The 24,303-nt window shown below is 63.7% G+C and carries 22 protein-coding genes and 1 pseudogene; 9 read left to right on the top strand and 14 right to left on the bottom strand.

Annotated features, from left to right (window positions below):
• Positions 1-62: 62 nt before the first annotated feature.
• Positions 63-899: an enoyl-CoA hydratase family protein gene (locus ACNJYD_RS12515; RefSeq protein WP_172785431.1), complete on the bottom strand. Its 837-nt coding sequence runs from the start codon at positions 897-899 to the stop codon at positions 63-65.
• Positions 896-1,702: an SDR family NAD(P)-dependent oxidoreductase gene (locus ACNJYD_RS12510; protein WP_439366530.1), complete on the bottom strand. Its 807-nt coding sequence runs from the start codon at positions 1,700-1,702 to the stop codon at positions 896-898. Before ACNJYD_RS12510 ends, ACNJYD_RS12515 begins: the two co-directional genes overlap by 4 nt.
• 193 nt (positions 1,703-1,895) lie before the next feature.
• Between ACNJYD_RS12510 and ACNJYD_RS12505 the strand changes: the two genes are divergently transcribed.
• Genes ACNJYD_RS12505 through ACNJYD_RS12485 form a run of 5 tightly spaced genes read left to right on the top strand, consistent with a single transcriptional unit; the run spans position 1,896 to position 7,632 of the window.
• On the top strand, positions 1,896-2,711 hold the full coding sequence (locus ACNJYD_RS12505; protein ID WP_439367472.1) for an alpha/beta fold hydrolase: 816 nt from the start codon (positions 1,896-1,898) through the stop codon (positions 2,709-2,711).
• A gap of 12 nt (positions 2,712-2,723) precedes the next feature.
• On the top strand, positions 2,724-4,013 hold the full coding sequence (locus ACNJYD_RS12500; protein ID WP_439366529.1) for an acyl-CoA dehydrogenase family protein: 1,290 nt from the start codon (positions 2,724-2,726) through the stop codon (positions 4,011-4,013).
• A gap of 2 nt (positions 4,014-4,015) precedes the next feature.
• Entirely contained in the window at positions 4,016-5,551 is a 1,536-nt protein-coding gene (locus ACNJYD_RS12495) for a class I adenylate-forming enzyme family protein (protein ID WP_439366528.1), read from the top strand.
• Entirely contained in the window at positions 5,548-6,636 is a 1,089-nt protein-coding gene (locus ACNJYD_RS12490; RefSeq protein ID WP_439366527.1) for an NAD/NADP octopine/nopaline dehydrogenase family protein, read from the top strand. The genes ACNJYD_RS12495 and ACNJYD_RS12490 overlap by 4 nt, the downstream gene beginning before the upstream one ends.
• A 3-nt stretch (positions 6,637-6,639) precedes the next feature.
• Positions 6,640-7,632: a 3-hydroxybutyryl-CoA dehydrogenase gene (locus ACNJYD_RS12485; protein ID WP_212255422.1), complete on the top strand. Its 993-nt coding sequence runs from the start codon at positions 6,640-6,642 to the stop codon at positions 7,630-7,632.
• Here ACNJYD_RS12485 and ACNJYD_RS12480 read toward each other — a convergent pair.
• From ACNJYD_RS12480 to ACNJYD_RS12455, 6 genes are all read right to left on the bottom strand, one after another.
• Positions 7,629-8,675 (bottom strand): peptidase M29, encoded by a 1,047-nt coding sequence (locus ACNJYD_RS12480; RefSeq protein ID WP_212255421.1) that lies wholly within the window; start codon positions 8,673-8,675, stop codon positions 7,629-7,631. The two genes, ACNJYD_RS12485 and ACNJYD_RS12480, sit on opposite strands and share 4 nt — an antisense overlap.
• Before the next feature lie 32 nt (positions 8,676-8,707).
• Positions 8,708-9,472: an ABC transporter permease gene (locus ACNJYD_RS12475; protein ID WP_433996057.1), complete on the bottom strand. Its 765-nt coding sequence runs from the start codon at positions 9,470-9,472 to the stop codon at positions 8,708-8,710.
• Positions 9,472-10,257, bottom strand: coding sequence for an ABC transporter permease (locus tag ACNJYD_RS12470; protein ID WP_212255419.1), 786 nt, complete (start codon positions 10,255-10,257; stop codon positions 9,472-9,474). The genes ACNJYD_RS12475 and ACNJYD_RS12470 overlap by 1 nt, the downstream gene beginning before the upstream one ends.
• On the bottom strand, positions 10,254-11,099 hold the full coding sequence (locus ACNJYD_RS12465) for an ABC transporter ATP-binding protein (RefSeq protein ID WP_212255542.1): 846 nt from the start codon (positions 11,097-11,099) through the stop codon (positions 10,254-10,256). Before ACNJYD_RS12465 ends, ACNJYD_RS12470 begins: the two co-directional genes overlap by 4 nt.
• Before the next feature lie 94 nt (positions 11,100-11,193).
• Positions 11,194-12,888, bottom strand: coding sequence for a dihydroxy-acid dehydratase (gene ilvD / locus ACNJYD_RS12460; RefSeq protein ID WP_439366526.1), 1,695 nt, complete (start codon positions 12,886-12,888; stop codon positions 11,194-11,196).
• Between the two features lie 75 nt (positions 12,889-12,963).
• The gene (locus ACNJYD_RS12455) at positions 12,964-13,947 is read right to left on the bottom strand and encodes an ABC transporter substrate-binding protein (protein WP_271505411.1); all 984 of its coding nucleotides are present in this window, start codon (positions 13,945-13,947) and stop codon (positions 12,964-12,966) included.
• Positions 13,948-14,107: 160 nt separating this feature from the next.
• Between ACNJYD_RS12455 and ACNJYD_RS12450 the strand changes: the two genes are divergently transcribed.
• Entirely contained in the window at positions 14,108-15,025 is a 918-nt protein-coding gene (locus ACNJYD_RS12450; protein WP_212255416.1) for an NAD(P)-dependent oxidoreductase, read from the top strand.
• 6 nt (positions 15,026-15,031) lie between these two features.
• Here ACNJYD_RS12450 and ACNJYD_RS12445 read toward each other — a convergent pair whose 3' ends face one another.
• The 5 genes and pseudogenes from ACNJYD_RS12445 to ACNJYD_RS12425 all read right to left on the bottom strand — a co-directional run.
• The gene (locus ACNJYD_RS12445; protein WP_212255415.1) at positions 15,032-15,592 is read right to left on the bottom strand and encodes a flavin reductase family protein; all 561 of its coding nucleotides are present in this window, start codon (positions 15,590-15,592) and stop codon (positions 15,032-15,034) included.
• Positions 15,593-15,601: 9 nt separating this feature from the next.
• Entirely contained in the window at positions 15,602-16,831 is a 1,230-nt protein-coding gene (locus ACNJYD_RS12440) for an acyl-CoA dehydrogenase family protein (RefSeq protein ID WP_439366525.1), read from the bottom strand.
• Between the two features lie 65 nt (positions 16,832-16,896).
• The gene (locus tag ACNJYD_RS12435) at positions 16,897-18,165 is read right to left on the bottom strand and encodes a CaiB/BaiF CoA transferase family protein (RefSeq protein WP_439366524.1); all 1,269 of its coding nucleotides are present in this window, start codon (positions 18,163-18,165) and stop codon (positions 16,897-16,899) included.
• Positions 18,166-18,379: 214 nt separating this feature from the next.
• Entirely contained in the window at positions 18,380-18,808 is a 429-nt protein-coding gene (locus ACNJYD_RS12430; RefSeq protein WP_439366523.1) for a GNAT family N-acetyltransferase, read from the bottom strand.
• A 454-nt stretch (positions 18,809-19,262) separates the two neighbouring features.
• Positions 19,263-19,835, bottom strand: a pseudogene (locus ACNJYD_RS12425) (PBSX family phage terminase large subunit); the annotation flags it as partial.
• 439 nt (positions 19,836-20,274) lie between these two features.
• Between ACNJYD_RS12425 and ACNJYD_RS12420 the strand changes: the two are divergent.
• A complete protein-coding gene (locus tag ACNJYD_RS12420) occupies positions 20,275-21,279 on the top strand; it encodes a hypothetical protein (RefSeq protein WP_439366522.1) in 1,005 nt (334 codons plus the stop codon).
• Between the two features lie 99 nt (positions 21,280-21,378).
• Here ACNJYD_RS12420 and ACNJYD_RS12415 read toward each other — a convergent pair whose 3' ends face one another.
• Positions 21,379-21,717, bottom strand: a complete 339-nt coding sequence (locus tag ACNJYD_RS12415) for a hypothetical protein (RefSeq protein ID WP_439367471.1) — start codon at positions 21,715-21,717, stop codon at positions 21,379-21,381.
• 498 nt (positions 21,718-22,215) lie between these two features.
• Here ACNJYD_RS12415 and ACNJYD_RS12410 point away from each other — a divergent pair, with 498 nt between their 5' ends.
• Both ACNJYD_RS12410 and ACNJYD_RS12405 read left to right on the top strand, forming a co-directional pair.
• Complete coding sequence (locus ACNJYD_RS12410; protein ID WP_439366521.1) at positions 22,216-22,572, top strand: hypothetical protein; 357 nt, start codon at positions 22,216-22,218, stop codon at positions 22,570-22,572.
• Positions 22,573-22,763: 191 nt separating this feature from the next.
• Entirely contained in the window at positions 22,764-24,284 is a 1,521-nt protein-coding gene (locus ACNJYD_RS12405) for an FAD-dependent monooxygenase (RefSeq protein WP_439366520.1), read from the top strand.
• The last annotated feature ends 19 nt before the right edge of the window (positions 24,285-24,303 follow it).

Below are 24,303 nucleotides of genomic sequence, written 5' to 3'. Positions count from 1 at the left end.
AGCCTAAAATAATTTCCCGCAAGTCCCCCTCGCTGGATTTGCTGCAGATAATTGCGACCGGCTCAGTCGCCCCTGAATACCGGCTTGACCTTGTTGGCGAAAGCCTCGAAGGCACGCTCGAAATCCGCGGTGGTCATGCACAGCGCTTGGGCGATGGCCTCCGCCTCGATCGCCTCCTCCACCGACATCGCCCATTCCATCGCCAGCATCCGCTTGGTCATGGTGTTGGCGAAGGTCGGGCCTTCCGCGACCTGCCTGGCCAGAACCTGCGCCTGGGGCAGCACCTGCTCCGCGGTGACGATGCGGCTGAAGAAGCCCCAGCGCTCGCCCTCTTCCGCCGTCATGAACCGGCCGGTGTAGAGCAGCTCGGAGGCGCGGGACTGCCCGATGATCCGCGGCAGGATGGCGCAAGCGCCCATGTCGCAACCGGCCAGCCCCACCTTGTTGAACAGGAACGCCACCTTCGCCCCGCTCGCCGCAAGGCGCATGTCCGACGCCATGGCGATGATCGCCCCGGCGCCGGCGCAGATGCCCTCGACCGCCGCCACGATCGGCTGCGGACACGCCCGCATCGCCTTGACGAGATCGCCGGTCATACGCGTGAAGGCGGTCAGCCCCTTGGTGTCCATCTTCACCAGCGGGCCGATGATCTCGAACACGTCGCCGCCGGACGAGAAATTGCCGCCGGCACCCGTGACGACGATGGACTTGACCGCGTCGTCGAAGGCGCAGGCGCGGAAGAAATCGGTCAGTTCCCGATAGCTCTCGAACGTCAGCGGATTCTTTCGTTCGGGGCGATTGAGCGTGACCGTCGCAACGCCGTCAACCACGGCGAGCAGGAAGTGCTGCGGCGAGTAATCCGCAAGCGGCACGGTGACGGGATTGGCTGGTCTGCTCATGGGATCTCCTTGGCTTTTATGTTCCGGCCCTGCTTCGCCACGCTAGATTTCCCGCCGGCAACGGCGATCGCCTGCCCGGTGATCGCACCGGCGCCCTCGCCGCAGAGCCAGAGCACCGCGTCAGCCACCTCCTGCGGTGTGATGAGTCTTCCTTGCGGATTGTGTTTCGAGAGCTCGGCGATCGCCTGCTCGCGGGTTCGGCCGGTCTTCTTCATGATATTGTCGATACTGCCGGCGACCAGATCGGTGTCCGTAAAGCCGGGACACACCGCATTCACGGTGACGCTGCTACCAGCCATCTCGAGGGCGAGCGAACGCACCAGGCCGACAACCGCGTGCTTGGCCGCCGCATACGCGCTGACATAGGCGTAGCCCTTGAGGCCGGCCGTGGACGCCACCGCGACGATGCGACCGTAGGGACGATCCTTCATGCCCGGCAGCACGGCCTGGATGGCATGTACGACGCCCATGAAATTGACATCCATCATCCGGCTGAAGAGCGCGCCGTCCGATTTCGCGAACGGCGCCGATTCAGCGCTGCCCGCATTGGCAACCAGGATGTCGATCGGCTTGCGCGCACTTGCCCCGGCGATCGCGGCTTTCAGTGATGCTTCGTTCGCGACATCAGCGACAGCCGCAAAGTGCGCGGCACCTGCATTGACCGCCTCGTCGAGAACCGCCGCGTTCCGGCCAAGCACCGTTACGGTCGCACCAGCGCCGACGAGAGAGGAAGCGATCGCTCGGCCGATGCCGCGCCCGCCACCGGTGACCAGCGCGTGCGGCGAATGCGGCAATCCGGACATGCGCTGGCTCCCTCAGATCTCGTGATCGTGCTTCCGATATATTTTAACCTTCAAGTTTTTGCAACGAAAGCGGCGCGTGGCCGGCGAATGCCGCCGCATGAGAGACGGCCCGAAAATTGCTTTAAGTATAAAATTATCGCTTCCCATCCCTGAAAGGCCTGTTAGCATCGAAGTGCCAGCAGAAGGATGTCGCGTGTCACAGCCTGTGCCAATGATAACAAAGGATGGACGCTTCGCCTACGAAGCCGCGGGCGATCCTGGCGCGATACCGCTGATCTTCCTGCACGGCATCGGCGGCGCGGCGCGAGCCTGGCGGCGGCAGCTTGCCACATTCGGCGGCCGCTTCCGCGCGAGCGCATGGGACATGCCCGGTTATGGCGGATCGACGCCGCTTGCGAGCGTCAGTATCGCTGCCCTGGCGGAGGCGCTGCAGCAATTCATCGAGCAACTCGGCGTCAGCAGGCCTGTTCTGGTCGGCCATTCCATCGGCGGCATGATCGTTCAGAAGTGGCTGGTTCAGTCCCCCAAACTGGCACGCGCGGTCGTGCTGGCGCAGACCAGCCCTGCGTTCGGCAAGGCGGACGGCGACTGGCAGAAATCGTTTATCGCAGCGCGGCTGGGACCGCTCGATCGCGGAGAGACGATGAAGTCGCTGGCGCCTTCGCTGGTGAGGGAGCTTGTCGGCGACGATCCCGATCCGAACGGGATGGAGGTTGCCCGCGAATGCATGGGGAGCGTGCCCGAAGCGAGCTATCGCGCCATGATGCTGGCCCTGATCGGCTTCGATCAGCGCAGCACGCTCGGAAATATCTCCGTTCCCACACTGCTGCTGTCAGGCTCAAAGGACAACAACGCGCCGGCGCCGATGATGGCAAAGACGGCGACCTTTATTCCAGGGGCGGAATATGTCGCGCTCGCCGGCGTGGGCCATCTCGCCAATCTCGAACGCCCCGACGCCTTCGACGAAGCTCTCGGCCGGTTCCTGAACTCTCTCGCGACCAAAGCGTAAGGTGACCGCGCGATGACCATGCAAGTCAGCAAGACGATCGGGACGACCAACAAGGTCGCGCTGGATGCGCCGATCTTCGATCCTACTGCATTCCGCTTGAACGACGAGCAGGCCGGCATCATCACCCGCGCGAGAGAGATCGGCCAGACCGTGTTTGCCGGTCGCGCCGCCACTTACGATCGCGAGGCGACCTTCCCGACGGAAAATTACCGCGATTTGCATCGCGTCGGCCTGCTCGGCATCGCGGTACCCAAGAAGCACGGCGGCCTCGGCGCCAATTACCAGACCTATGCCCTGGCGGCAGCCGAGATCGGCCGCTATTGCGGCGCCACCGCGCTGACCTGGAACATGCATGTCTGCTCGACCCTGTGGTCGGGTCCCCTCGCCGACGATCTCGACATGGATGCGGAGACCCGTGCCGAGCATGAGCGGCGGCGCGCGGTCCACTACAGGCGCATCGTCGAGGATGGTGCGATCTATTCGCAGCCCTTCTCCGAAGGTGGAGCTGCCGCAGCGGGCGGCGTTGCTTTTGGCACTGAAGCGAGGCCGGTCGCAGGCGGTTGGATCGTCAACGGAAAGAAGATCTTTGCCTCGCTCTCGGGCCACGCCGATTATTACGGCGTGCTTTGCACCGAGATCGAGGAAGGTGAGAAGGCCTCGCGCCGCAACACGCTCTACCTCGCGATATCAGCCAAATCAGAAGGCGTCTCCGTCGTCGGCGACTGGGATCCGCTCGGCATGCGCGGAACGGTTTCGCGGACCCTGCTGTTCAAGGACGTGTTCGTGCCGGAAGATTCAGCGCTGATGCCGCGCGGCGTCTATTTCCAGGCGGCGATGCGCTGGCCGCACATGTTCCTGACGCTGTCGCCGACCTATATGGGCCTGGCCCAAGCCGCCTACGACTTCACCGTGCGTTACTTGCGCGGCGAAGTCCCGGGCATGCCGCCGGTCAAGCGGCGGATGTACCCGACCAAGCAGATCGCGGTGGCGCAGATGCAGATCAAGCTGGAGCAGATCAAGGCAATCTGGTTCCAGGCCGTGACCGAGGCGCGCGCCAATCCGACCAAGGAGCAGGTGCTGCGCGCCTATGCCGCGCAATATTCGGTAATGGAGGGCGCCAATGAGCTCGCCGCGCTCGCGATCCGCACCTGCGGCGGTCAGGCCATGCTTCGCTCGCTGCCGCTGGAGCGGATCTATCGGGACAGCCGCTGCGGCTCGTTGATGCTGCCCTGGACCGCCGAGCTCTGCCTCGACCGGATCGGGCGCGAAGCGCTGTACGAGGCCGGTGAAACGGACGACTGACCGTGGACCTCTGTAGCCTGATCGACCGCAACGCGGCGTTCGCGCCAGACAAGACGGCCATCGCCTTCGAAGGCAAGCGGCTGAGTTACGCGGCATTCGCCGCACGGATCGAACGGACCGCGACGGCCTTGAAGCGGGAGCTCGGCATCGGCCGGGGCGATCGCGTCGCGATTCTAAGTCTGAACCGGCCGGAATATCTGGTTCTGCTCTACGCCTGTGCGCGGCTCGGCGCGATCCTGGTGCCGCTGAACTGGCGGCTGGCCGTCGCCGAGCAGCTGTTCATTCTCGGAGATGCCGGCGCCAAGGTCCTGGTGCTCGAGCAGGCGTTTTCCGGAGTGCTTGCCGAGCTGGGGCAGACCGCGGTGGGCACATCCGTCGTCGGCCTCGATTTCACGCCGCCCCGCGGCACGACCTTCGAAGATTTGCTGGCCCGCGGTGACGGCACGAGCCGAAATCCGCACACCGACCTCTCCTGCCCGCTGCTCATCGTCTACACGTCAGGCACGACGGGACGGCCAAAGGGCGCGGTGCTGCGTCAGGGGGCGCTGTTCTGGAACGGCGTCATGAGCCAGCACATGCACAACATGACATCCGACGATCACGTGCTGACCGTGCTGCCGTTCTTCCACGTCGGAGGCCTCAACATCCAGACCACGCCCGCGCTCCAATTGGGCGCGACGGTCACGGTCCATGCGCGCTTCACGCCGGACGCCGCACTCGCGGCCATCGCAGGGGAACGGCCGACACTCACGGTGATGGTGCCTGCGATCCTCCAGGCGGTGAGCGAGCATCCCGCCTGGGCGACCGCTGATCTTTCCTCACTCAGGGCCGTTGCCACCGGCTCGACCATCGTGCCGCCGCACCTGATCGAGCGCTTCGTCGCGCGCGATGTCCCGGTGCTTCAGGTCTATGGCTCGACCGAAACCTGCCCGATCGCCGTCTACACGCGGCTTGGCGGCGATCTCTCGCGCCCGGGATCGACCGGCCTTGCCGGCCTGTGCTGCGAGGCAAAGGTGATCGATCAGACCGGCAACGAACTGCCCGCGGGCACGCCGGGCGAGATCGCGGTGCGTGGTCCCAACGTATTCTTCGAATATTGGGGCAACGAGGCCGCGACGCGCGAGGCGCTGCACGACGGCTGGTATCGCACCGGCGATATCGGCCTATGCGACGCCGACGGCTACTTCTGGGTCCGCGACCGGAAGAAGAACATGATCATTTCGGGCGGAGAAAACATCTACCCGGCCGAGATCGAGCGCGTCCTGCTCGAACACCCCGATGTCAGCGAATGCGCCGTGATCGGCCGGCCGGACCCGCGCTGGGACGAGGTGCCGATCGCCTATGTCATTGCGCGACCCGGCTGCCGGCTCGAAGCGGACGAATTGAAGACACATCTTCAGGCGCAGCTCGCACGCTACAAGGTTCCGCGCGAGATCGTCTTCGTCACCGACCTGCCGCGCACGGCGCTGGGCAAGGTCCAGCATTTCCTTCTGAAGCAGCTTGATACGCAATCGCGCGCCCAAGGAGAAACGTCTTGAAGATCGCGGTTCTGGGTGGTGGAAACGGCTCTTTCGCGGCCGCGGGCGATTTTGCGCTGTCGGGCCATGAGGTGCGGCTCTGGCGCCGCGATGCCGATCAGGTCGCGGCGCATCGCGCCGCCGGCTCGCGTGTCCTGGTCAAGGATCACAACGGCCGACACGAGGTGAAACTCGCGCTGGTCACGACCGACATGGCGGCCGCCGTCGCCGGCACGGAGTTGATCCTGTGCCCGGCTCCTGCCTTCGCGCAAGCAGATATCGCTCGCCGGCTCGCGCCGCATCTGCGCGACGGCCAGGTCATCTTTCTGCCACCGGCGACATTCGGCTCGATGATCTTCGCCCAGGCCGCGCGAGATGCCGGCAACCACGCCAAGGCCAGCTTTGCCGAAACGGGCACGCTTCCGTGGCTGACCCGCAAGCACGGACCGTTCGAGGTCGCAATCACCATCCGCGCCAAGCGGCTCCCGGTCGGCGTGTTCCCGTTTGACCGGGCGCCCCACGCGCTCGAAGTGATCGGACGCGCTTTCCCAGACGCGATCGAGGCGTGCGGAGACGCGCTATCGGGCGCACTGATGAACGCAGGCCCGATTATTCATCCGCCATTGATCGTAATGAACGCAGGGCCGATCGAACATTTCGAGCGCTGGGACATTCACAAGGAAGGCACGCAAGCCGCGATCCGCCGGGTTACCGACGCGCTCGACGCCGAACGCATCGCAGTGCGCGAGGCACTCGGCTACGGCGCGCCACATTTTCCGCTCGCTCATCATTACGCGAAGGAAGGCGAGATCTGGATGTATGGCCGCGGCTCGCACGACCGACTGACCGATTCCGGTGATTGGCGCGAGCGGATCGTGCTGACCGAGCACCGCTACATGCGGGAGGATCTGCGGCTCGGGCTGTCTTTGCTGGTGTCTGTCGCCGGCCTCGCCGGCGTGGATACGCCGCTAGCCAAAGCATTTCTCTCGATCGGCGGAGCGCTCTGCGGCGAAGATTTTGCGCGCGGTGGCCGAACGCTCCAGACGCTCGGGCTCGGCGATCTCAGCAAGACTGAATTGCAGACCCTACTCCGCAATGGATTCTGATCGATGACGAATCGCGCCAATATCGCCTGTCTCGGCGCTGGCCGCATGGGCCGCGGCATCGCCGTTGCCTTCGCTTATGCAGGGCATAGCGTCACGATGATCGACATCAAGGCTCGGTCCACGGAGGACTTTGCTAAGCTCGAGGCGGACGCACTCGACGAAGTCACGAAGATCTTCGCCAGCCTGTCAAAGCTGGGGCTGCTGACCGAGGCAGACGTTGATCCGCTGATCGCGCGGGTCTCGGTGGTGCAGGCGAGCGAGAGTGGCGTAGTGTTGGCCGAAGCCGGCATGGTCTTCGAAGGCGTTCCTGAAGTCGTCGAGCTCAAGCGCGAAGTGCTGGCGGCCGCCTCGAGGCAGGTCGGTCCGGATACGATCATCGCGTCGACCACCTCGACCATCCTCGTCGATGATCTCTCCGGCGCGATCGTGAACCCGCGCCGGTTTCTCAATGTGCATTGGCTCAACCCGGCCTATCTGATCCCGCTGGTCGAGGTTTCGCCCGGCAAGGCGACCGACCCGACCGTCATCGACGAGGTCAAGACGCTGCTCGAAGGCATCGGGAAGGTGCCGGTGGTCTGTGCCGCCACACCGGGCTTCATCGTCCCCCGCATCCAGGCGCTGGCGATGAACGAAGCTGCGCGCATGGTCGAAGAGGGCGTTGCCAGCGCCGAAGAGATCGACAAGGCGATCCGCTACGGCTTCGGCTTCCGCTACGCCGTGCTCGGCCTGCTCGAATTCATCGACTGGGGCGGCGGCGACATTCTCTACTACGCGAGCAGGTATCTGGAAGGCGCGCTCGGCAGCGAGCGCTACCGGGCGCCGGACGTCATTTCCCGCAACATGCACGAAGGCCGCATCGGCCTGCGCACGGGCGCAGGCTTTCTCGATTATTCCGGGCTCGACGTCGACGCCTATCGCGCGAAACGGCTCCAGGCGATGGTCGACCTGCTCCGGCACTTCGGCCTGGCGCGCCCCCCGGTGCTTGACCGCAACTAACCAAACACGTCCTGGAGCACGCCTTCGCGGACGACCGCAATGCCGTCAAGCTCGATGGTCGTTCTCATCATCGGCAGGTCGAAATGCCCTGCTGTATAGCGCCCCGCGAATTCATTCGCGCCGGTCGAGAACAGGAAGTTGCCGGACACGGCCCGAATTTCGGTGCCGTTGGTGTCGCGCTGGTCGTACATGGATAGCGCCTCATAGCACGCACCGGGATTCATGCCGAAGCCGACATGCGAGACGGCATAGGCCTCGCGATCGCCCCAGGCGGCGAGATAAGCACGCATCATCGCGGCATCCGTGCCTTCGCCCTCCAGCTCGACGACATAATCGTCCTTTAGAGTCATCTTCACCGGAGACGTCAGGTATCGCTTGAAGGTCAGGTTGATGTCGCCCGGCGCCATCACCAGCGTGCCGTTGATGGTCCCGCTCTTGGGAAAGCTGACGACGATGCCACCCGGCCAATGCGCCAGCGTGCCGGGCTTGTCGGTCCAGCCCCACACACCGACCGTGGAAGCGCCGACCATGTCGACGTCGAGAGCGGTGCCTGCCTTCGAGGTGACGCGCATGCGCTTGGTTCCGCGCAGCATCTTGGCCGCGGCACGAACACGCTTTTCGAGCTCGGAATCCGGCACCATGCGCTCCAGCGCTTCGGGATGCTCGTTGGAAATCACCAGGATCCGCGCGCCGGCTTTGAGGATCTCCGGCGTCTCGACCGCGTGCATCAAGCCTTCGATCGTGCAATCCACTACGAAGCCGGCCTGCTGAAGCGCGGTGATGACCGGGCCAAGCCGCTGGATCGCCTCACTCGCCCCGGTCGAGCGTACCGGGACGATATTCCGGTTACGCGGAGTTGGCATCACCACATGAAACGGACGCGCCCCCATGCGCAGCAGGGCCAGTTCCGCAAGATGCACGTTCAACGCACGCGACTGGGTTTCCGAGAGGATCGCGGCGGTATCGCCGGCTTTCACGGCGCAACGCTCGAAGATCTCGCAAAACGCGTCGATCCATTTTGCTTCGATGCGGTCAGCCAGCATGGTCCACTCCCGGTCTTCTGGATTCTTGTTTGTTACGCTTCGGGGAAGCCCCGGAGCAAGTACGAGCGCACGACCCCCAGCAGCCCGTTCAGGATCAAGCCCAGCAGCGAGATCGTGATCAGCGGCACGAACATGTCGACCGCCTGGAAGGTGCGGGCCGCAGTCACCAGCGCGTGCCCCAATCCGTCCGTCGACGTGATCATCTCGGCCAGAAACACCACGATGCAGGAAATGACAAGGCCGATCCGGCACCCGGTCAGGATGGACGGCATCGCCGCCGGCAGCACCACCTTGAAGAGAATTTCAAGGCGCGGCGTTCCCGCCGCCATGGCCGACCAGATCAGCTTCTGCTCGACGGTCGATGCACCGTAATAGGTCGAGAGCAGGATCGGGAAAAGAGCATCGGCAGCCACCAACGTAATCTTCGATCCGTGGCCAAATCCGAGCAGCAGCAGCAGTGCCGGATAGAGCGCGACCTTGGGCAAAGGCGCCAGAACGCGCACGATCGGCCGAATCACGGCGTTGATCGCCGGATTGGCGGCGGCGGCAATGCCGATGGTGACACCGAGCACGACAGCAATCGCGAAGCCGGCAAACAGCCTGATCAGAGTCGCCGCGATCTCGTGCTGGAACGTCGAAGTTACGAGTTGCTGGAGCAGCCGGCCGAAGACGAAGCCTGGCGGCGGCAGCAGAACTGCCGGCGCGAAGCCGAAGGACACCAAGCCTTGCCACAGCGCGATCACTAGTACGATCGGGGCGATCCCAAGAGCCACATTTGGGGAGAGAAACCGGGTCATCATGAGAAACTCAGCGGCATGTCGAACTGCGGCTCGGACCAGCGCACGAGCCTGGCGCGAACCCTTTCGAAAATCGCGTCGAGGCAGATTCCCATCGCCCCCACGATGATGATCATCGCAAAGACGGTGTCGTATTGGCCCATGTCGAGCGCGTTGAACAGGATGTTCCCGGCACCGGACTGACGGGCAATCATCTCGCTGGTGATCATCGTGATCAGCGCCAGCACCAATCCCGTACGACACCCCGTCAGGATTTCCGGCAGCGCCGCCGGCAGCACGATACGCACCAGGCGTTGCACCGGCGAGAGCCCCATCGCTGCGCCCGACCACATCATCTTCTCCTCGACGGCCTTGGCGCCTTCGAAACTGTGATAGATGACGGGCAGGCTGACGCCGAGGAAGATCACCAGCGTCTTCGTGATGTCGCCAACGCCCAGCCACAGCATGATGATCGGCATCAAGGCCGCCTTGGGCACCGGATAAATCACCATCAGCAGCGGATTGAAGAAGGCCGCGACCGCAGCGCTGCGTCCCATCAAGAGGCCAAGCGGAATCGAGACAAGCACGGCCAAGCCGAACCCGATCGCCATGCGGCGCAGCGAGGCAAGGATGTTGATCAGGGATTCCTTATCGCCAAGGATGCTCGGGATCGCCCGCATCGCCTCGATCGCCGTGGGAAAGCTGTCATTCTTGAGCGCGAGAGACGCGACCTGCCACACCACCAGCAATCCGATGCAGGCGAGCACCGGAGCAGCGCGCTTGACCATGGCAGCCGGCGACATCATGCGGGCGCGCCAGCATCGTCGCTCTCATCGAACATGCGCTCGATGTCGACGACGTATTTTTGGTAGCGCGGATCAAGCAACAGCTCGTTACGGCGGCGCGGCCGCGGCAGATCGATGTCGATGACCTGCCGGATTCGCCCGGGCGATTTCGACATCATGACGACCTTGTCCGAGAGGAAGACGGCTTCGTCGACCGAATGGGTGACGAACAGCACCGTCTTGCGGTCACGCTCCCAGATGTTCAGAAGATCGTTCTGCAGGCGCGTCCTGGTGTGAGCGTCGAGTGCCCCGAACGGCTCGTCCATCAGCAGCACTTCGGGATGGTAGGCAAGCGTCCGCGCCAGCGCCACGCGCTGTTTCATGCCGCCCGACAACTCCTTCGGATAGAAGTTCTCGTAGCCCTTGAGGCCGACCATCTCGATCAGGGCGCGGCTCTGCGCTTCAGCTTCGGTGGCGCGAATCCCTTGCTGACGCGGCCCATACATCACGTTGCCGAGCACGGTCTTCCAGGGAAACAGCGCAAACTCCTGGAATACCGGTCCGCGATCCGGACCGGGCCCCGTGATCGCCTGCCCCTTCATCTTCGCCGCGCCGCTGGTCGGACTGACGAAGCCGCCGACGATGTAGAGCAGTGTCGACTTGCCGCAACCGGACGGGCCAAGGATGGAGACGAAAGCTCCCTCCTCGATCGTCAGCGAGATCTCCGAAAGCGCAACATGATCCTTGCGCGCGGAGGTCTGAAAGACCTGCGAGACGCGGTCGATCTCGATGATTGCGGAAGCCGGGTCTTGTTGCGTCACCGGTCTCACCCATTCGCTCGATCTCGCAGATACTACCGTCATCCCGCCTTCCGTCCCACTTGCACGAGGATTCAGCGGCACGAGCTTAGCAAGAAGCCTGCCAGACAGGCTGTCATTTTCACACCCGTGCGGTGCGTCATTCGAACCACGGCCATTCTGCCGGGCCTTCATGCGTCACGGCTCCGCCCGGCGCCTGCCCGACCAGCCGCGCATATTTTGCCAGCGCACCTGCACGGTGCCGTGGCGGGCGCGGCTTCCAATCGCGTCGCCGCGCGGCGAGCTCCTGTTCCTCGAGCAGGACATCCATCCGCCGATTTGCAGCATCAATCCGGATCCGGTCACCATTCCGGACGAGCGCCAGCGGACCGCCAACAAATGCCTCGGGGGACACGTAGCCGATGCACATCCCGCGGGTCGCACCGGAGAACCGGCCATCGGTGATCAGCGCCACTTTTTCACCCATGCCTTGCCCATAGATCAGTGCGGTGACGCCGAGCATCTCACGCATGCCGGGGCCGCCGACCGGCCCCTCATTGCGGATCACGAGAACCTCGCCCGCCTTGTAGCTGCGGTCACGAACAGCTGCGACGCAGGCTTCTTCATCCTCGAACACACGCGCCACGCCTTCGAAGAACTGGCTCTTCAAGCCCGCGACCTTGATCACCGCCCCATCGGGACAGAGGTTACCCTTCAGCACCGCGACGCCGCCGTCAGGCATGATCGGTGCGCGAGATGCGTACACCACCTCTCCGTCGGGCGCGTTGGCCGCACCGTACTCTTCGGCAAGTGTGCGGCCGGTGATGGACAAGCAGCCGCCATCGATATGACCGCTCTGGATCAGCTCGCGAATGATGACCGCAGCGCCGCCAATATCGTAGACATCCTTCGCGGTATACTTGCCTCCTGGGCGCAGATTGCCGATCAACGGCGTCCTGGCAAAGACCTCACCCACATCATCGATGCCAAATGCAATCCCGGCCTCATTCGCGATCGCCGGCAGATGCAGCGCGGCGTTGGTAGAGCCGCCCGTCGCCGCCACGATCGCCGCTCCGTTCTCCAGGGATTTCCGCGTCACGATGTCGCGCGGCAGCGGCCCGCCACGGTCCAGCATCTCCATGATCAGTCGGCCGGCGCGTCGCGAAATCTGCGCTCGCTCGGCATAGACGCCGGGCACCATGGAGACGTTGGGAATGGTCAGCCCCATCGCCTCCGATACCATGCCCATGGTGTTCGCGGTGAATTGGCCGGCGCACGCACCGATCGTGGGCAGACACGCGCGCTCGATCCGCTCGAGGGTGGCGCCGTCGATTTCGCCGGTCATGAAGCTGCCGACCGCCTCATAGGAATCGAGCACCGTCAGCGTACGTCCACCTACGCGGCCCGGCAGCGAGCTGCCGCCATAGATGAAAATTGAGGGCACGTTGCAGCGGACCATGCCCATCATCACGCCAGGAAGCGTCTTGTCGCATCCGCCGTATCCGATCAGCGCATCGTAGGCCAGCCCATGGACCACGGCTTCGATCGAATCGGCGATCAGCTCCCGCGAGAACAGGGAGAACTTCATCCCCTCATGATTCATGCTGATGCCGTCGGACACCGAAACGGTCGAGAACTCACGCGGTGTACCGCCGGCCTCCTCGATTCCAGTCTTGGCTGCAGCTACCTGGAAGTCATGGGTCATGTTGCAGGGCGTCTGCTCACCCTTCATGCTGACGATGCCCACCATCGGCTTCGCAATCGCGGCGTCGTCGAGCCCCATGGCGCGCATGAATGCACGATGCGGCGCGCGGTCGAGCCCATCCGTGGTGACCCGTGATCGCAACTTCTTCATATGTGCATCTTCTTCATGCAACGTCCCGGATGATCCGGAACGCCACGATGTTACGTTCAGTAGTTCGCCCCGCTTCTATTGCAGCGGCGCGACGATCGACGGATGCTTGAACTGTGCAACATCCAGCTTCGGCAGCATTCCGGTCTCTGCATAGATATCCAGCATCTTCTGGATCGCCGGGAAGTTCGGCGCCGCGCCCGGATCACGGCCGAAATCATTGTCCTTGAGCAGGTAGGTCTCAAGCACCGGGATGGGGGCTTTCAGCACTTCATTGACGACCTTGAGAGTCTCCTCGCGGTTCGCCAGTGCCTTCTTCATGCCCGAGGTAATATCGCGAACATAGGCCTTGACCAGCTCGGGGTTCTTGTCGACGAAATCGGCACGGCAGGCTTCCAGGATGTGCACGATGTTCGGCATGGCCTGGGAGAGCGAAAACAGCTTCCTTGTGCCGCCCTTTGCCTCCGCGCGCGCAGCAAACGGCTGGTTCATGTTGACCGCGTCGACGCGGCCTTGGCGCAGCGCGTCCTCGGAGACGGCAAAGCCGACCTCGACCAGCTTGATGTCCTTGGCCGGATCGACGCCATTCTGCTTCAAGAGCAGGTTGAACGGTCCTTGCGTGCCGCCACCGATCACGGAAATGCCGACCGTCTTGCCCTTGAGATCCGCGATCGTCTTGATGGGCGAGTCATCCATGACGGCCCAATAGACCGAAAAACCGCCGGGCATTTCGAAAACGTGTTGCGCCACGATGTAGGCTTTGAGATTGCCGCCGACGACACCGTTGGAGAGCGAGAGCGGCGCCTGGGTCGCGCAGTCCAGTGCACCGGCTGCCAAAGCCTGCGTCATCGGCGCGGTGCCCTGGAATTGGGTCCATTCGATGTTGTAGGTCTTGCCGAGATTGGGAAATTCGGCCGGCCTGCGCATCATCCAGTACTTGGACTCCTCCGCAGGGATGGTCCAGCCGACGCGGATCGTCTGCTGCCCCCATGATGGGCTTGCGCCCACGCTCACGGCTGCTGCCGCCCCCAAAGCCAGGATCCACTTCGAAACGGTTCGCATCGTGCCACTCCGCTGCTCCGGCGCCCGCTGGCGCCCCCAACCCGACCGCCTCAAATGTTTCATGGTTCAAACAATCAGGCAAGCCATGCGAGCTGGGCGGTTTTGCCGGCCGATGCGCGATGTATGGTAAAGCGGCGTCTGGGACAGAAGGAGGCAACCTATGGCTGATGAGAGCAAGGCAAACCCGCAAGGCACCGAGAAGCTCGGCTATCTCGGCCTGGGACTCATGGGAACGCCCATGACCCGACGCCTGCTCAAGGCCGGCTATCCAGTCGCTGTCTGGAACCGCTCGGAGGGCAAGGTGGCGCCGCTCGTCGAGTCCGGCGCCAAGCGTATGGTCACGCCCCGAGATCTCCTGGCGAGCTCGGATATCGTTTTCATGTGCGTGACGGATGCGGCGGCGGTCGAGGAGGTGATCTTCGGGCCCGAAGGTCTGGCAGCAGCCCCTGGCGCGGGCAAGCTTGTGGTCGACTTCTCGTCAATCCATCCGGACGCGGCGCGCGGCCTCGCAACGCGATTGAAGGACGCGAACGGTGCGGGCTGGATCGATGCGCCGGTGTCCGGGGGCACGAAGGGCGCCGAGGAAGGCACGCTCGCCATCATGGCGGGCGGAGAAGCGGGCGACATCGAGAGGGTGCGCCCCTATATGATGGCCATGGCGCGCAGGTTCACGCACATGGGCCCGCTCGGCGCCGGCCAGACCACAAAGCTGTGCAACCAGGTGATCGTCGGATGCGCAATGGCCGTGCTCGCGGAAGCAACACGCCTTGCCGTGAACGCCGGAATTGACGCCAACCGATTGCCCGAGGCGCTCGCCGGCGGCTTTGCGGATTCCATCCCGCTCCAGCTGTTCGTGCCGCGGATGGTCAGGGGCATTCACACCCCGCCGCTCGGCCACATCGCCACGATGCTCAAGGACCTTGATACGGTGGCCGATGTTGCACAGGCGACATCGACGCCGGTACCGATGGCCGCGCTTGCCGGACAGCTTTTCAGGCTGGCGAAGGCCGCGCGAGGTGCCGACGCGGACGCGCTGGAGATCTACAAGCTTTCGGCGGCAGAGCGCAAAGCTGTCTAGGGGGCGTTACGGCACGTTCTTCTTATCGTCGGCCATGAAGCGGCCGAATGCCCCTCGCGCAAAGAGCAGCGGCTCCTTCGCATTGTAGGTGTATGCCTCGACCGCGCCGAGAAAGATCACGTGGTCACCGCCATAATAGCGATTCACGGAGCGGCATTGAAAGTTGGCGACGCTCTCGGCGAGCACTGGCGCGTTGCCGAGGCCGGGGGTCCAGTCGACGCCGGTGAACTTGTCGTCCGACGATTTTGCGAATTTGTTCGCAAGCGCCTGTTGCGAAGCGCCGAGAACGTTGACGCTGAAATGGCTGGCGTTCTGGAAGATGGTCAGGCTGGAGGAATAGACGACGAGGCTCCACAGAACCAGCGGCGGATTCAGCGAGACCGAGGCGAACGAATTGCAGGTCAACCCGTACGGCTTGCCGTCAGGCGCCGCCGCCGTGATGATCGTCACGCCTGTTGCGTAGGTTCCGAGCGCGTTGCGAAAGTCGCGAGGATCGATCTGCGAGCTGTCGCTCGCGAACTCGTTGGCGGGATCTGGAGCGCGGGGATGCTTCGGCAGATCATTCATCGGCCGGCCTCACAGCGTGAGATTCTCGGAGGGCAGGCCGAGCGCCACCCGTCCGTAGTTGGTTCCGGCCGCATCGAAGTTGAATGCGAGATGTGAGTTGATCGCGTGAGCATCGCGGAACTGCCGCTGTAACACGCCGCTCGTGAACAGACCACGCGCGCCGCTGGCGGCAAACAGCATCGAGACCGCGTCCGTGCACAAATTCACGGAAAAGGATCCGTCACGGCGATATCTGGTCTTGGTCGCCATGTCAGGTATTTGGCCGCCCCGTGCATCCTCCATGGCATCAAGGCAGGCCGACCGCATGATCAGGCGCGCGGCGTCGATCTTGGCAGAAGCCTCGGCGATCTTGATCTGCGTGCTTTGAAAATCGCTCAGCTTGGCGCGGTTGTAGGTCGAAACGCGATGACGCGCGACCTCCGTGTAATCGTCGAGGCACGCCTGTGCATTCCCCAGCGCGACACCGGAGAGGACGTAAGGAAACAGTGAGAAGACCGGCAGCGCATACAGCGGATTCGGATTGACCGCGCTTCCCGGCGTCGGGCCACCTGAGAGGTCCCCTACGGCGACCGTCATATGGTCAGCCACGAAGGTATCCCTGACCTCGACGTCGCAAGATCCTGTCCCGCGCAGTCCGGCGACGTTCCAGGTGTCCAGCACCTTGTAATCGCCGCTCGGTAGCAGAAAGATTCGATACTCGATGCCGTCGGCATCGTCGTCGGAATAGACCACGCTCGCAAGCATATTCCAGTCGCAGGAGGCAACGCCCGAGGAGAATGGCCAGCTACCGTGCAACTGGTATCCGCCTTTGACCCGCGTCGCGCGTCCGGCGGGAAAGATGAACGAGGATGCGATCAAAGTATCCGGATTGCGGCCCCAGACCAGATCCTGCGCCCTTTGCTCGAACATGCCGAGCATCCAGTGATGGCTTGCCAGGTTGGCGAGATTCCAGGCGACCGACGCATCCGCCTGCCCGAGCAGCTCGGCGCAATCGACCAGAGCGACATAGTCGAGCTCAGCGCCGCCAATCCGGGCCGGCTGGAGCATCCGGAACAGGCCGGCGTCGTGGAGATCCTTTTCGGTTTCCGGAGGAAGATGCCGCAGCTCCTCGGTCCGCGCCGCTCGCTCACGCAATTGCGGCAGGAGCGCCCGAGCCTTCGCGATCATTGACGCATAGACCTCTCCGCCGGCTTGCAGGCCTGCGGGCTGCGTCATGCTCGGCTCCTGGCCAGGCGCCATTCGTGTCCCTCGCTTTCACTCATTTATGCGGCGGTACCTTTGCCAAATCAAGCCGAGCCAGTGCCTCAAGTCGACTTCGGAGGCTTGACCGCGCCAAAGGCGCCCTTTTCGGCAAAATCCGCGATCCGACGCTCGTCGTAGCCGAGCGTATCCTGCAGGACCTGCATCGTATGTTGACCCAACAGAGGTGCCGCGACGGGATCGACCGCGCCCGTCAAACTCATTGTGATCGGCGGCTCGATATTGGGCACCCATTCCGCTGTCGGGTGCGGGATCCGGTTCACGCGATGACGCTCGCGAGCCTCGGGGGCGTTGAAGCCCTCCTCGACCGTCCGGAGATAGCCGACCGGGATATTGGCCAGCTTCATCTTCGCCATCCAGTTTTCGAGCGTATCGCTGGCGAAGACTTCGGCAATAGCTGTCCGCAGGCGCTCCTTGTTCTCCGAACGGGCTTTGCGCGTCGCAAACTGCGGATCGGTGATAAGATCGGGCCGATTCAGCACCTCGACCACGAGCCGGCGGTAGAGCCGGTCGTTGGCGCAGGCCATGTAGAGCGGTCCGTCTGAGGCCTCGTACACGCCGACGGTGGGAGACCCGCTCGGCGAATTGCCGAACCGGCCGGGATTTTCGCCGTTGATGAGGTAGGCCATGCCATAAAATCCGGTCATCCCCATCGCGACATCGAACAGCGCGACTTCGACACGTTGGCCACGACCGAGCCGCTCCCGCGCCAGGAGCGCCAGCAGGATGGCATTGCAGGCGGACATCCCCGTCGCCATGTCGACGATGGGCGGGCCGGTGCGAACCGCCGGGCCGTCGGCAAATCCGTTGAGCGACATGAAGCCGCTTTCCGCCTGCGTGATCGGATCGAAGCCTGGCCGCGAGGCAAACGGTCCGCTGCGCCCGTAGGCGGAGATCGAGCAATAGACCAGCCGCGGGTTGAGCGGTGCAACCGACTCATAGTCGAGCCCGAACTTCTTCATGACCCCGCTCGAAAAATTCTCCACGACCACATCTGCCTTGCGGATCAGATCCAGCGCGACCTCGCGCGCCTCCGGCACGGCAAGATCGAGCGCGATGCCGCGCTTGTTGCGGTTCAGGCTGAGAAAGGCGGCGCTCTCGCCTCCAATCTCCGCGTGCTCATAGGCACGCGTGTCGTCGCCGCCATCGGGATTCTCGATCTTGATGACGTGCGCACCGTAATCGGCGAGCGTCTGGGTGCAGGCCGGACCGGCCACCACGCGTGTGAAATCGACGACCAATAGACCATCGAGCGCGGTCGGGCCTCCCGTCCCTTGCGAGGCACGTACCGGCAATTGAGGCTTGGTGGGCATCGATCGCGCTCTCCCTTACATCGGCTTATGACCGCCGAATTTCCTGCAAGAGCAAACTTAAAGCCCGGCGCCACCGACTTCGCAAGTGCCACGCCGGCATCGCTTCAATACGCAAAAAGGACCCGGCAGCCCCAGGCTGCCGGGTCCTCGGACATTCCCGACACGCGCTCGCCGTTCGACCGATAAACGGCGCGTTCCGTGCGGTGGCAAATGCTCAGTGCAGAAACTTCCGCCAATAGAGCGAATGCGTCCAGGCCCAAGCGGTCTCGGGCTCGAACAGCCGATAGCCCGCCTGGATGAAGTTGTTCGCCGATACCGGGTTGTCCGTCGTGTCAGAGACGATGCTGTCCCATCCGATACGCCGCCCCCTGGCTTCGACTACAGCCATCAATCTGCGCTGAAGGCCGCGTCCCCGATACCGTTGCAACACCCCAACTCTGGAGAAATAGCCGCCGTTTCGAACGTGCGTCGAGGGAACAACCCCGGCGAAGGCAACGGCGTCCTCGTGGTGATAAGCCAGCCACCAGGCGCCAACGTCGAACGTGGGCATCGCCGCAGCATCGAAGAACGTGAGCCGATGGAGATCGGCCAGGGTCTCGGCAACGTCGTCATCGAACGCATCGACGATACGGATTCTGTACATGAGCGACTCGTTGGGCAGCAGATCATGATCGGGCGCGGAGCGACGTTTCCGCCGCCATGAAGGCTCATTTGCCCAGCATGACCTTGACACCAAGCCAGACGGCACCCATGAGACCGGAGGCAATGACTGTGATCACCGCTTTAAAGGTGTAGGTCTGGGCCTGCTCCACGCTCTTTCGCCATCGCCGCAGGTGCTGAAAATCGGCTCGCAGCTCGCTGCCGACCCATTGCACGATCCAGATCGTGAAGGCATCCGCCGCGGCGCCGGCGCCGCCGATGTCGATGAAGGCACGGAGCGGCAGCAGCGGATCCGCGGCAACCTTCCCGATCCGCCCCTGCCCGCGCGCTTCCGAGAGCAGCGAGGCAAAATAGGCGCCCGCGAAGGCGCCGGCATACTCGCCCTCCCAGATGTGATCGTAGCGCTCCGGATAAAGCTTCTGGTCGAGCAATCGCTCCTCCTCGAGCACATCAGGGAACCAGGGATTGTCGCGCCAATTGGCTTTCACCACCACGGCACCATCCGGCTGTCGCCCCCGCAGAAAATCGTCGATCGCATCGCTCTTGCGACGCGGATTCCAGCTCGCCCAGAGCTCGGAGTCCTTGGCGCGGATCGTCGGCCGCAGCAGCGCGAGGCTGCGCGGGCTCAGGGATTGCGCCTCGTCGATCCAGGCGATGCGAAACCCTTCCAGGGATTTGATCGAGTCGGCGGTGTGATCCTGAAGCCCGCGGAAGATGATCAGCCCGTCCCCGGGCGTCTCGATCTTGTCGCTGAACAACTTGAAGCCATGGCCGAGCCCGAGGCTTGCGATCTTGCCTTCGATCAAGCGCTTCGACGATTGCGCCAGCGTGCGCTGCGCCTCGCGGATGCAGACCGCGAGCGTGCCGCGCTCGGCCTGGCAGGTCTCGACCAGGAGCTCGCCGAAGAAGTGCGATTTGCCCGAGCCGCGTCCACCATAGACACCCTTGTAGCGCGCAGGCTTCAGCAGCGGCTCGAAGATCTTGGCGGTCGGAATTTTCAGGATGGACACTCGATGCGCTCGCTCGCCCTAGGGCAGGCCGGTGCGCCTGCGCCACATCGCGGACCAGTCTTCGTTGTCGAAGGTGTCGGATTGGCCTTGTTGGGTTCTGGTCAAGTTGGGAGAGGCGTCGTGCTCCGAGAAAGGCGGCCAAAGTCCAAGGAGCCTCCTGAAATGGTCTTCGATAGCGGATGGACGGGGAGAATTGACGCCGCTGTAGGGCCCTGATGGGGTGAAGTGCCACGGTCCCGTATCGCATTATATGGACTTGTTGTGTGGGGCTCGAAACCCGCAATTGGGGGTAACATTCGCCGCAAGGCATCATGCCAAGACATTCCACTCTCCAATGTTTCGAAGCATAGTCTTAAGACCGAAGCGCGATACCCCCGCACGATCGAGCCCTCTTGCTCAACTTGTGGCTGTTCCACTATTCTGAACGCAAAGCTGCAACATGTCGGCGAACGGCTCGACATCCCAAGCGCGGGAGCAATTCGTGGGTCCTGATGAGATGAGACGTGGCGCGTCGTTCGTGGCGATCATCGTTCTTCTGACGTCGGCAACCGATCTGTCGGCTGTTGCTCAAGAAGCATCTCCGATGACCGCCGACAAATGGCGCCCGAAGTCCGGCGTCTATGCGGAGCTCGGCAAGAATTTCCAGTCGTCTTGCGATGAAAGCGGCAATCTTACCATCGATCTTGGCGAGAAATCGGTCAGCGGTTACGAATGGGGCTGCAAAGTCAAAAAAGTCATCGATCTCGCGCCAGGCTCGCTGAAGGTTGGAATGGCCTGTGACGACTACAATCTGGCGCAGAACCTCAACCCTCGCGATCCCAATTGGGAGAACAGGCAATTCAACGAAGTCATGTTCGTCAAGCGGATCGATGATGCGACAATCTCCGTTCAGAAGAGCTTGAATGGAAAGCTCAAGGATCCACCCTGGCGTGCGGCCTACTGCCCTCTGGCGACACAGCGCGCGCTCGCCGAGGCCACACTGAGAGCCAAGGTGGAAGCAAAACAGAAGGCCGACCAGGAGCGAGCCCTCAAGGAAGCCCATCCGCGGGACGGCGTCTACGCAGCGGCAGGCGCCGATTTCGAGGAGCGCTGCGCGAAGTTCAACGACACCATCGTTGCGTTCGCCGGCAAATCGATTACGACGGCCTCCAACATCTGCAAGATCGAAAACACACGAATTCAGCTGCCCGACACCGTTAGACTCGGAGCGACGTGCACGATGCAGCCTGCTTCGGGCTCGGAGGCTTTCAGCCTGCAAGACAAGGCCACCACCCCGGATCGCGAGAATCTGATGTTCAAGAAGACCGACGACAAGACCGTCATCCTCTGGATCATCTACAACGGGCACTTCACCGGCGACGGCCGAAAGCTGTCCTATTGCAGCGACCAAGTGCAGCGCGCCTATGCCGTGCAGCGCCGGGCTGGCAAGCAGACCAGGAATTAGTCGAAGGCATCAAACGCAAAGCCCGCGCCGGATTGCATCCGCGCGGGCAACACCAACTTCTGTCGATGATGCCATTCTGCCAGTGTTTTGCCCGACGGGTCAACGGGCAATCGAGGCGCGATTGCAGATCGGGATCTCCGTCATCTCGAGCGTCGTGACGGCATCACCGCCACTCGAACTCGGCGGATGCACGATGATGCGTTCGATCCGATGGATCAATTCCAGCATGCCGTCTTCGCCGCTCTCCACCGGCTGGGCAACCTTGCCCCAGCCGCGATCGAGAATCGCATTGGCGGCCGAGACGCGGGCGGCCGGAGATGCGTCCTCGCTGCGCATGATGCCGACGAGTACCCTGATGGCCGTTCTGGTGTGGCTGCGCGCAAGCGAGCGGATCTCGGTCAGCGTGCGCGCCCCTGACGTCTTCCCTCGCGTGGGCAAGCGGACGGGTACACGCTCAAGCTCGCATTCGATCTCTTCGCTCACGAGAACGTCTCCCACAGCACGATGGCAACGAGGCCCCCGAGGGCCAGCGATATCAGATAGGCGGTCATCGTCTCTCCTCGAAAACAATATGCGCGGCAGATCGCGCGATGAGGCGCGATCGTTTCGGGCGCGAACCCTATCTCCGGTCCCGGAGACCGCAGCGGCGCGGGGCTAACCGCGCCCGGCGCCGCGGGCCGGCACGTTCGCGCGTGCACGGCCAGCAATGGTTCGGACGACGGCGCGCCGATCGGCGCTCCCTAACGCGTTATCCAAGCGAGTGCGTGGCCGCAATGCGCCGCCGCCGTCCGATCTCGAAACCGAGACGAAAAAACCCGCGGCGGATGTCGTCCCGCGCGGGTGAACCAAACTCGTTTCGATGATGTCATTCTGCCGGTGTTTTGCCCGACGTGTCAAACCCTGTGTTGCGCGCGATTGTCGTCGCGCGAAGCGAAAATGAAAATGCCCGCTGCAGATTGCTTCCCGCGCGGGCCAACTCAAACTCGTTTCGATGATGCCATTCTGCCAGTGTTTTGCCCGACGTGTCAAACGAACGAATTCGCGCAAGCCGCGTTGGACAATCAGGAGCGACCGGCCATGACCACCAAGACGAACTCACCCGGCACATCGCCAAGCAAGACGGCGCAAAATCGTCCGCCCTCAAAGCCGCGCATCGACAAGGAGCACGCCACGCAGCAAGCGGTCGTCGAAGACGCCGACGAGACGGCGGACGACGATCGCGATCTCGCACATGGCGAGGGCGGCACCATGGATCTCCCCACCAAACCCGGCGATATGTCGAAGGACGATTGAGCCGCCTGACCAGCGGCGCGCATTTCGATGATGCCATTTGCGAAGGTGTTTTGCCCGACGCGTCAATCGACAGCGCGCAAAACGGAAAGCCCCTCCTCCCAGCTCAATATGTGGTGCGCAAGGGGCTTGCTTCAAGCCCCCGATGATCGCGTAAGACCCCGGGCCCGAACAACCAGTCGAGGGGTCACGACATGCCTTTCCCGCTTCCGACGTCGCGGTCGCGCAACCGAACCAGCGCGGAACGCGCAGCGGCCGGCCATGCGGTCATCATCGCCGGCGCCGGCCCGACCGGCCTGATGCTGGCCGCCGAGCTCGCGCTGGCTCGAATTGACGTCGCAATCATCGAGCGGCGCGCGAGCCAGGACATCGTCGAGACGCGCGCCGGCGGGCTGCACGCGCGCAGCATCGAGATCCTCGATCAGCGCGGCATCGCGGGTCGCTTCCTGCGCGAAGGGCAGATCACCCAGCTCGCCGGCTTCGCCTGGACCAGGCTCGACATCGGCGATCTCCCCACCCGCCATCCCTACGGGCTCGCGCTGCGGCAGAACCACATCGAGCGCCTCCTCGCCGAATGGGTGGCCGAGCTCGCGGTGCCGATCTATCGGAGCCGCGAGGTGACGGGCTTTGCGGAAGACGAAACCGGCCTCGACGTCACGCTGTCCGACGGGACGCGCTTGCGCGCGCTTTATCTCGTCGGCTGCGACGGCGGCCGCAGCCTGGTGCGCAAGAGCGCCGGCATCGACTTCCCTGGCTCAAAACCTTCGCTCAGCAACCTCATGGCCGAGGTCGAGATGCGCGAAGAGCCCCAATTCGGCCTGCGTCACGACGCGCTCGGCTTTCACGGCCTCAGCAAGACGGGAAGCGGGCGCGTGCTGGTCGTGCTGACGGAGGCTGATCTCGCGCAAGACGGCGAGCCCTCTTTAAGCGATCTCAGCGCGGCGCTCGAATCCGTCTACGGCACCGATTTCGGCGTCAACAATCCCGCCTGGATCTCCCGCTTCACCGATGCGGCGCGGCAGGCCGCCTCCTATCGCAGGGGTCGCGTGCTGCTCGCCGGCGATGCCGCGCACATTCATCACTCCGTCGGAGGCCAGGGCCTCAACCTCGGTGTGCAGGACGCGGTCAATCTCGGCTGGAAGCTGGCGCAGGTGGTGGGTGGCATCTCGCCCGAGAGCCTGCTCGACACCTATCACAGCGAGCGCCATCCCGTGGCCGCGCGCGTGCTGAAGAACACCGTGGCGCAGATCGCCCTGCTCCGCCGCGGCGACGACGGCCGCAAAGCCGCGCGCGAGGTGATCGCCGAGCTGCTCGCCATGGACGAGCCACGCCGGCGCCTTGGCGCGATGATGAGCGGGCTCGACATTGCTTACGATCTCGGCGAAGGCCACGCGCTGCTCGGCCGCCGCATGCCCGATCTCGACATCAGCGTCGACGGCCAGACAATCGCGCTGTTCACGCTGCTGCACGGCGCGCGCGGCGTGCTGCTCAATTTCGGCAAGCCGGGCGGCATCGACATCACGCCCTGGGCGGATCGCCTCGCGGTAGTCGATGCCGATTACGACGGCCCCTTGCAGCTTCCGGCCATCGGAGCGGTCCCCGCGCCGGGCGCGGTGCTGGTGCGGCCCGATGGCCATGTGGCCTGGGTGGGCGACGAGAGCAGTTGCGGACTTGCGGAAGCGCTGACGCGGTGGTTCGGGCCGGGTGGCGGGTAAAAACGTCTCATGCGCCGCC

Origin of the sequence: Bradyrhizobium sp. SPXBL-02 (genome assembly GCF_051853065.1) — a bacterium.
Classification (GTDB): Bacteria; Pseudomonadota; Alphaproteobacteria; order Rhizobiales; family Xanthobacteraceae; genus Bradyrhizobium.
Note: the sequence above shows the minus strand (reverse complement) of the source record. Positions and strands in the feature narration are given on the sequence as shown.

Coding starts and splice junctions, on each gene's coding strand:
- ACNJYD_RS12405 (WP_439366520.1), top strand. CDS start 22,764: ATGCCTTTCCCGCTTCCGACGTCGCGGTCGCGCAACCGAACCAGCGCG.
- ACNJYD_RS12455 (WP_271505411.1), bottom strand. CDS start 13,947: ATGCGAACCGTTTCGAAGTGGATCCTGGCTTTGGGGGCGGCAGCAGCC.
- ACNJYD_RS12445 (WP_212255415.1), bottom strand. CDS start 15,592: ATGAATGATCTGCCGAAGCATCCCCGCGCTCCAGATCCCGCCAACGAG.
- ACNJYD_RS12435 (WP_439366524.1), bottom strand. CDS start 18,165: ATGCCCACCAAGCCTCAATTGCCGGTACGTGCCTCGCAAGGGACGGGA.
- ACNJYD_RS12480 (WP_212255421.1), bottom strand. CDS start 8,675: ATGCTGGCTGACCGCATCGAAGCAAAATGGATCGACGCGTTTTGCGAG.
- ACNJYD_RS12475 (WP_433996057.1), bottom strand. CDS start 9,472: ATGACCCGGTTTCTCTCCCCAAATGTGGCTCTTGGGATCGCCCCGATC.
- ACNJYD_RS12410 (WP_439366521.1), top strand. CDS start 22,216: ATGAAAATGCCCGCTGCAGATTGCTTCCCGCGCGGGCCAACTCAAACT.
- ACNJYD_RS12515 (WP_172785431.1), bottom strand. CDS start 899: ATGAGCAGACCAGCCAATCCCGTCACCGTGCCGCTTGCGGATTACTCG.
- ACNJYD_RS12465 (WP_212255542.1), bottom strand. CDS start 11,099: ATGACGGTAGTATCTGCGAGATCGAGCGAATGGGTGAGACCGGTGACG.
- ilvD (WP_439366526.1), bottom strand. CDS start 12,888: ATGAAGAAGTTGCGATCACGGGTCACCACGGATGGGCTCGACCGCGCG.
- ACNJYD_RS12485 (WP_212255422.1), top strand. CDS start 6,640: ATGACGAATCGCGCCAATATCGCCTGTCTCGGCGCTGGCCGCATGGGC.
- ACNJYD_RS12430 (WP_439366523.1), bottom strand. CDS start 18,808: ATGTACAGAATCCGTATCGTCGATGCGTTCGATGACGACGTTGCCGAG.
- ACNJYD_RS12450 (WP_212255416.1), top strand. CDS start 14,108: ATGGCTGATGAGAGCAAGGCAAACCCGCAAGGCACCGAGAAGCTCGGC.
- ACNJYD_RS12510 (WP_439366530.1), bottom strand. CDS start 1,702: ATGTCCGGATTGCCGCATTCGCCGCACGCGCTGGTCACCGGTGGCGGG.
- ACNJYD_RS12470 (WP_212255419.1), bottom strand. CDS start 10,257: ATGATGTCGCCGGCTGCCATGGTCAAGCGCGCTGCTCCGGTGCTCGCC.
- ACNJYD_RS12420 (WP_439366522.1), top strand. CDS start 20,275: ATGTCGGCGAACGGCTCGACATCCCAAGCGCGGGAGCAATTCGTGGGT.
- ACNJYD_RS12440 (WP_439366525.1), bottom strand. CDS start 16,831: ATGGCGCCTGGCCAGGAGCCGAGCATGACGCAGCCCGCAGGCCTGCAA.
- ACNJYD_RS12500 (WP_439366529.1), top strand. CDS start 2,724: ATGACCATGCAAGTCAGCAAGACGATCGGGACGACCAACAAGGTCGCG.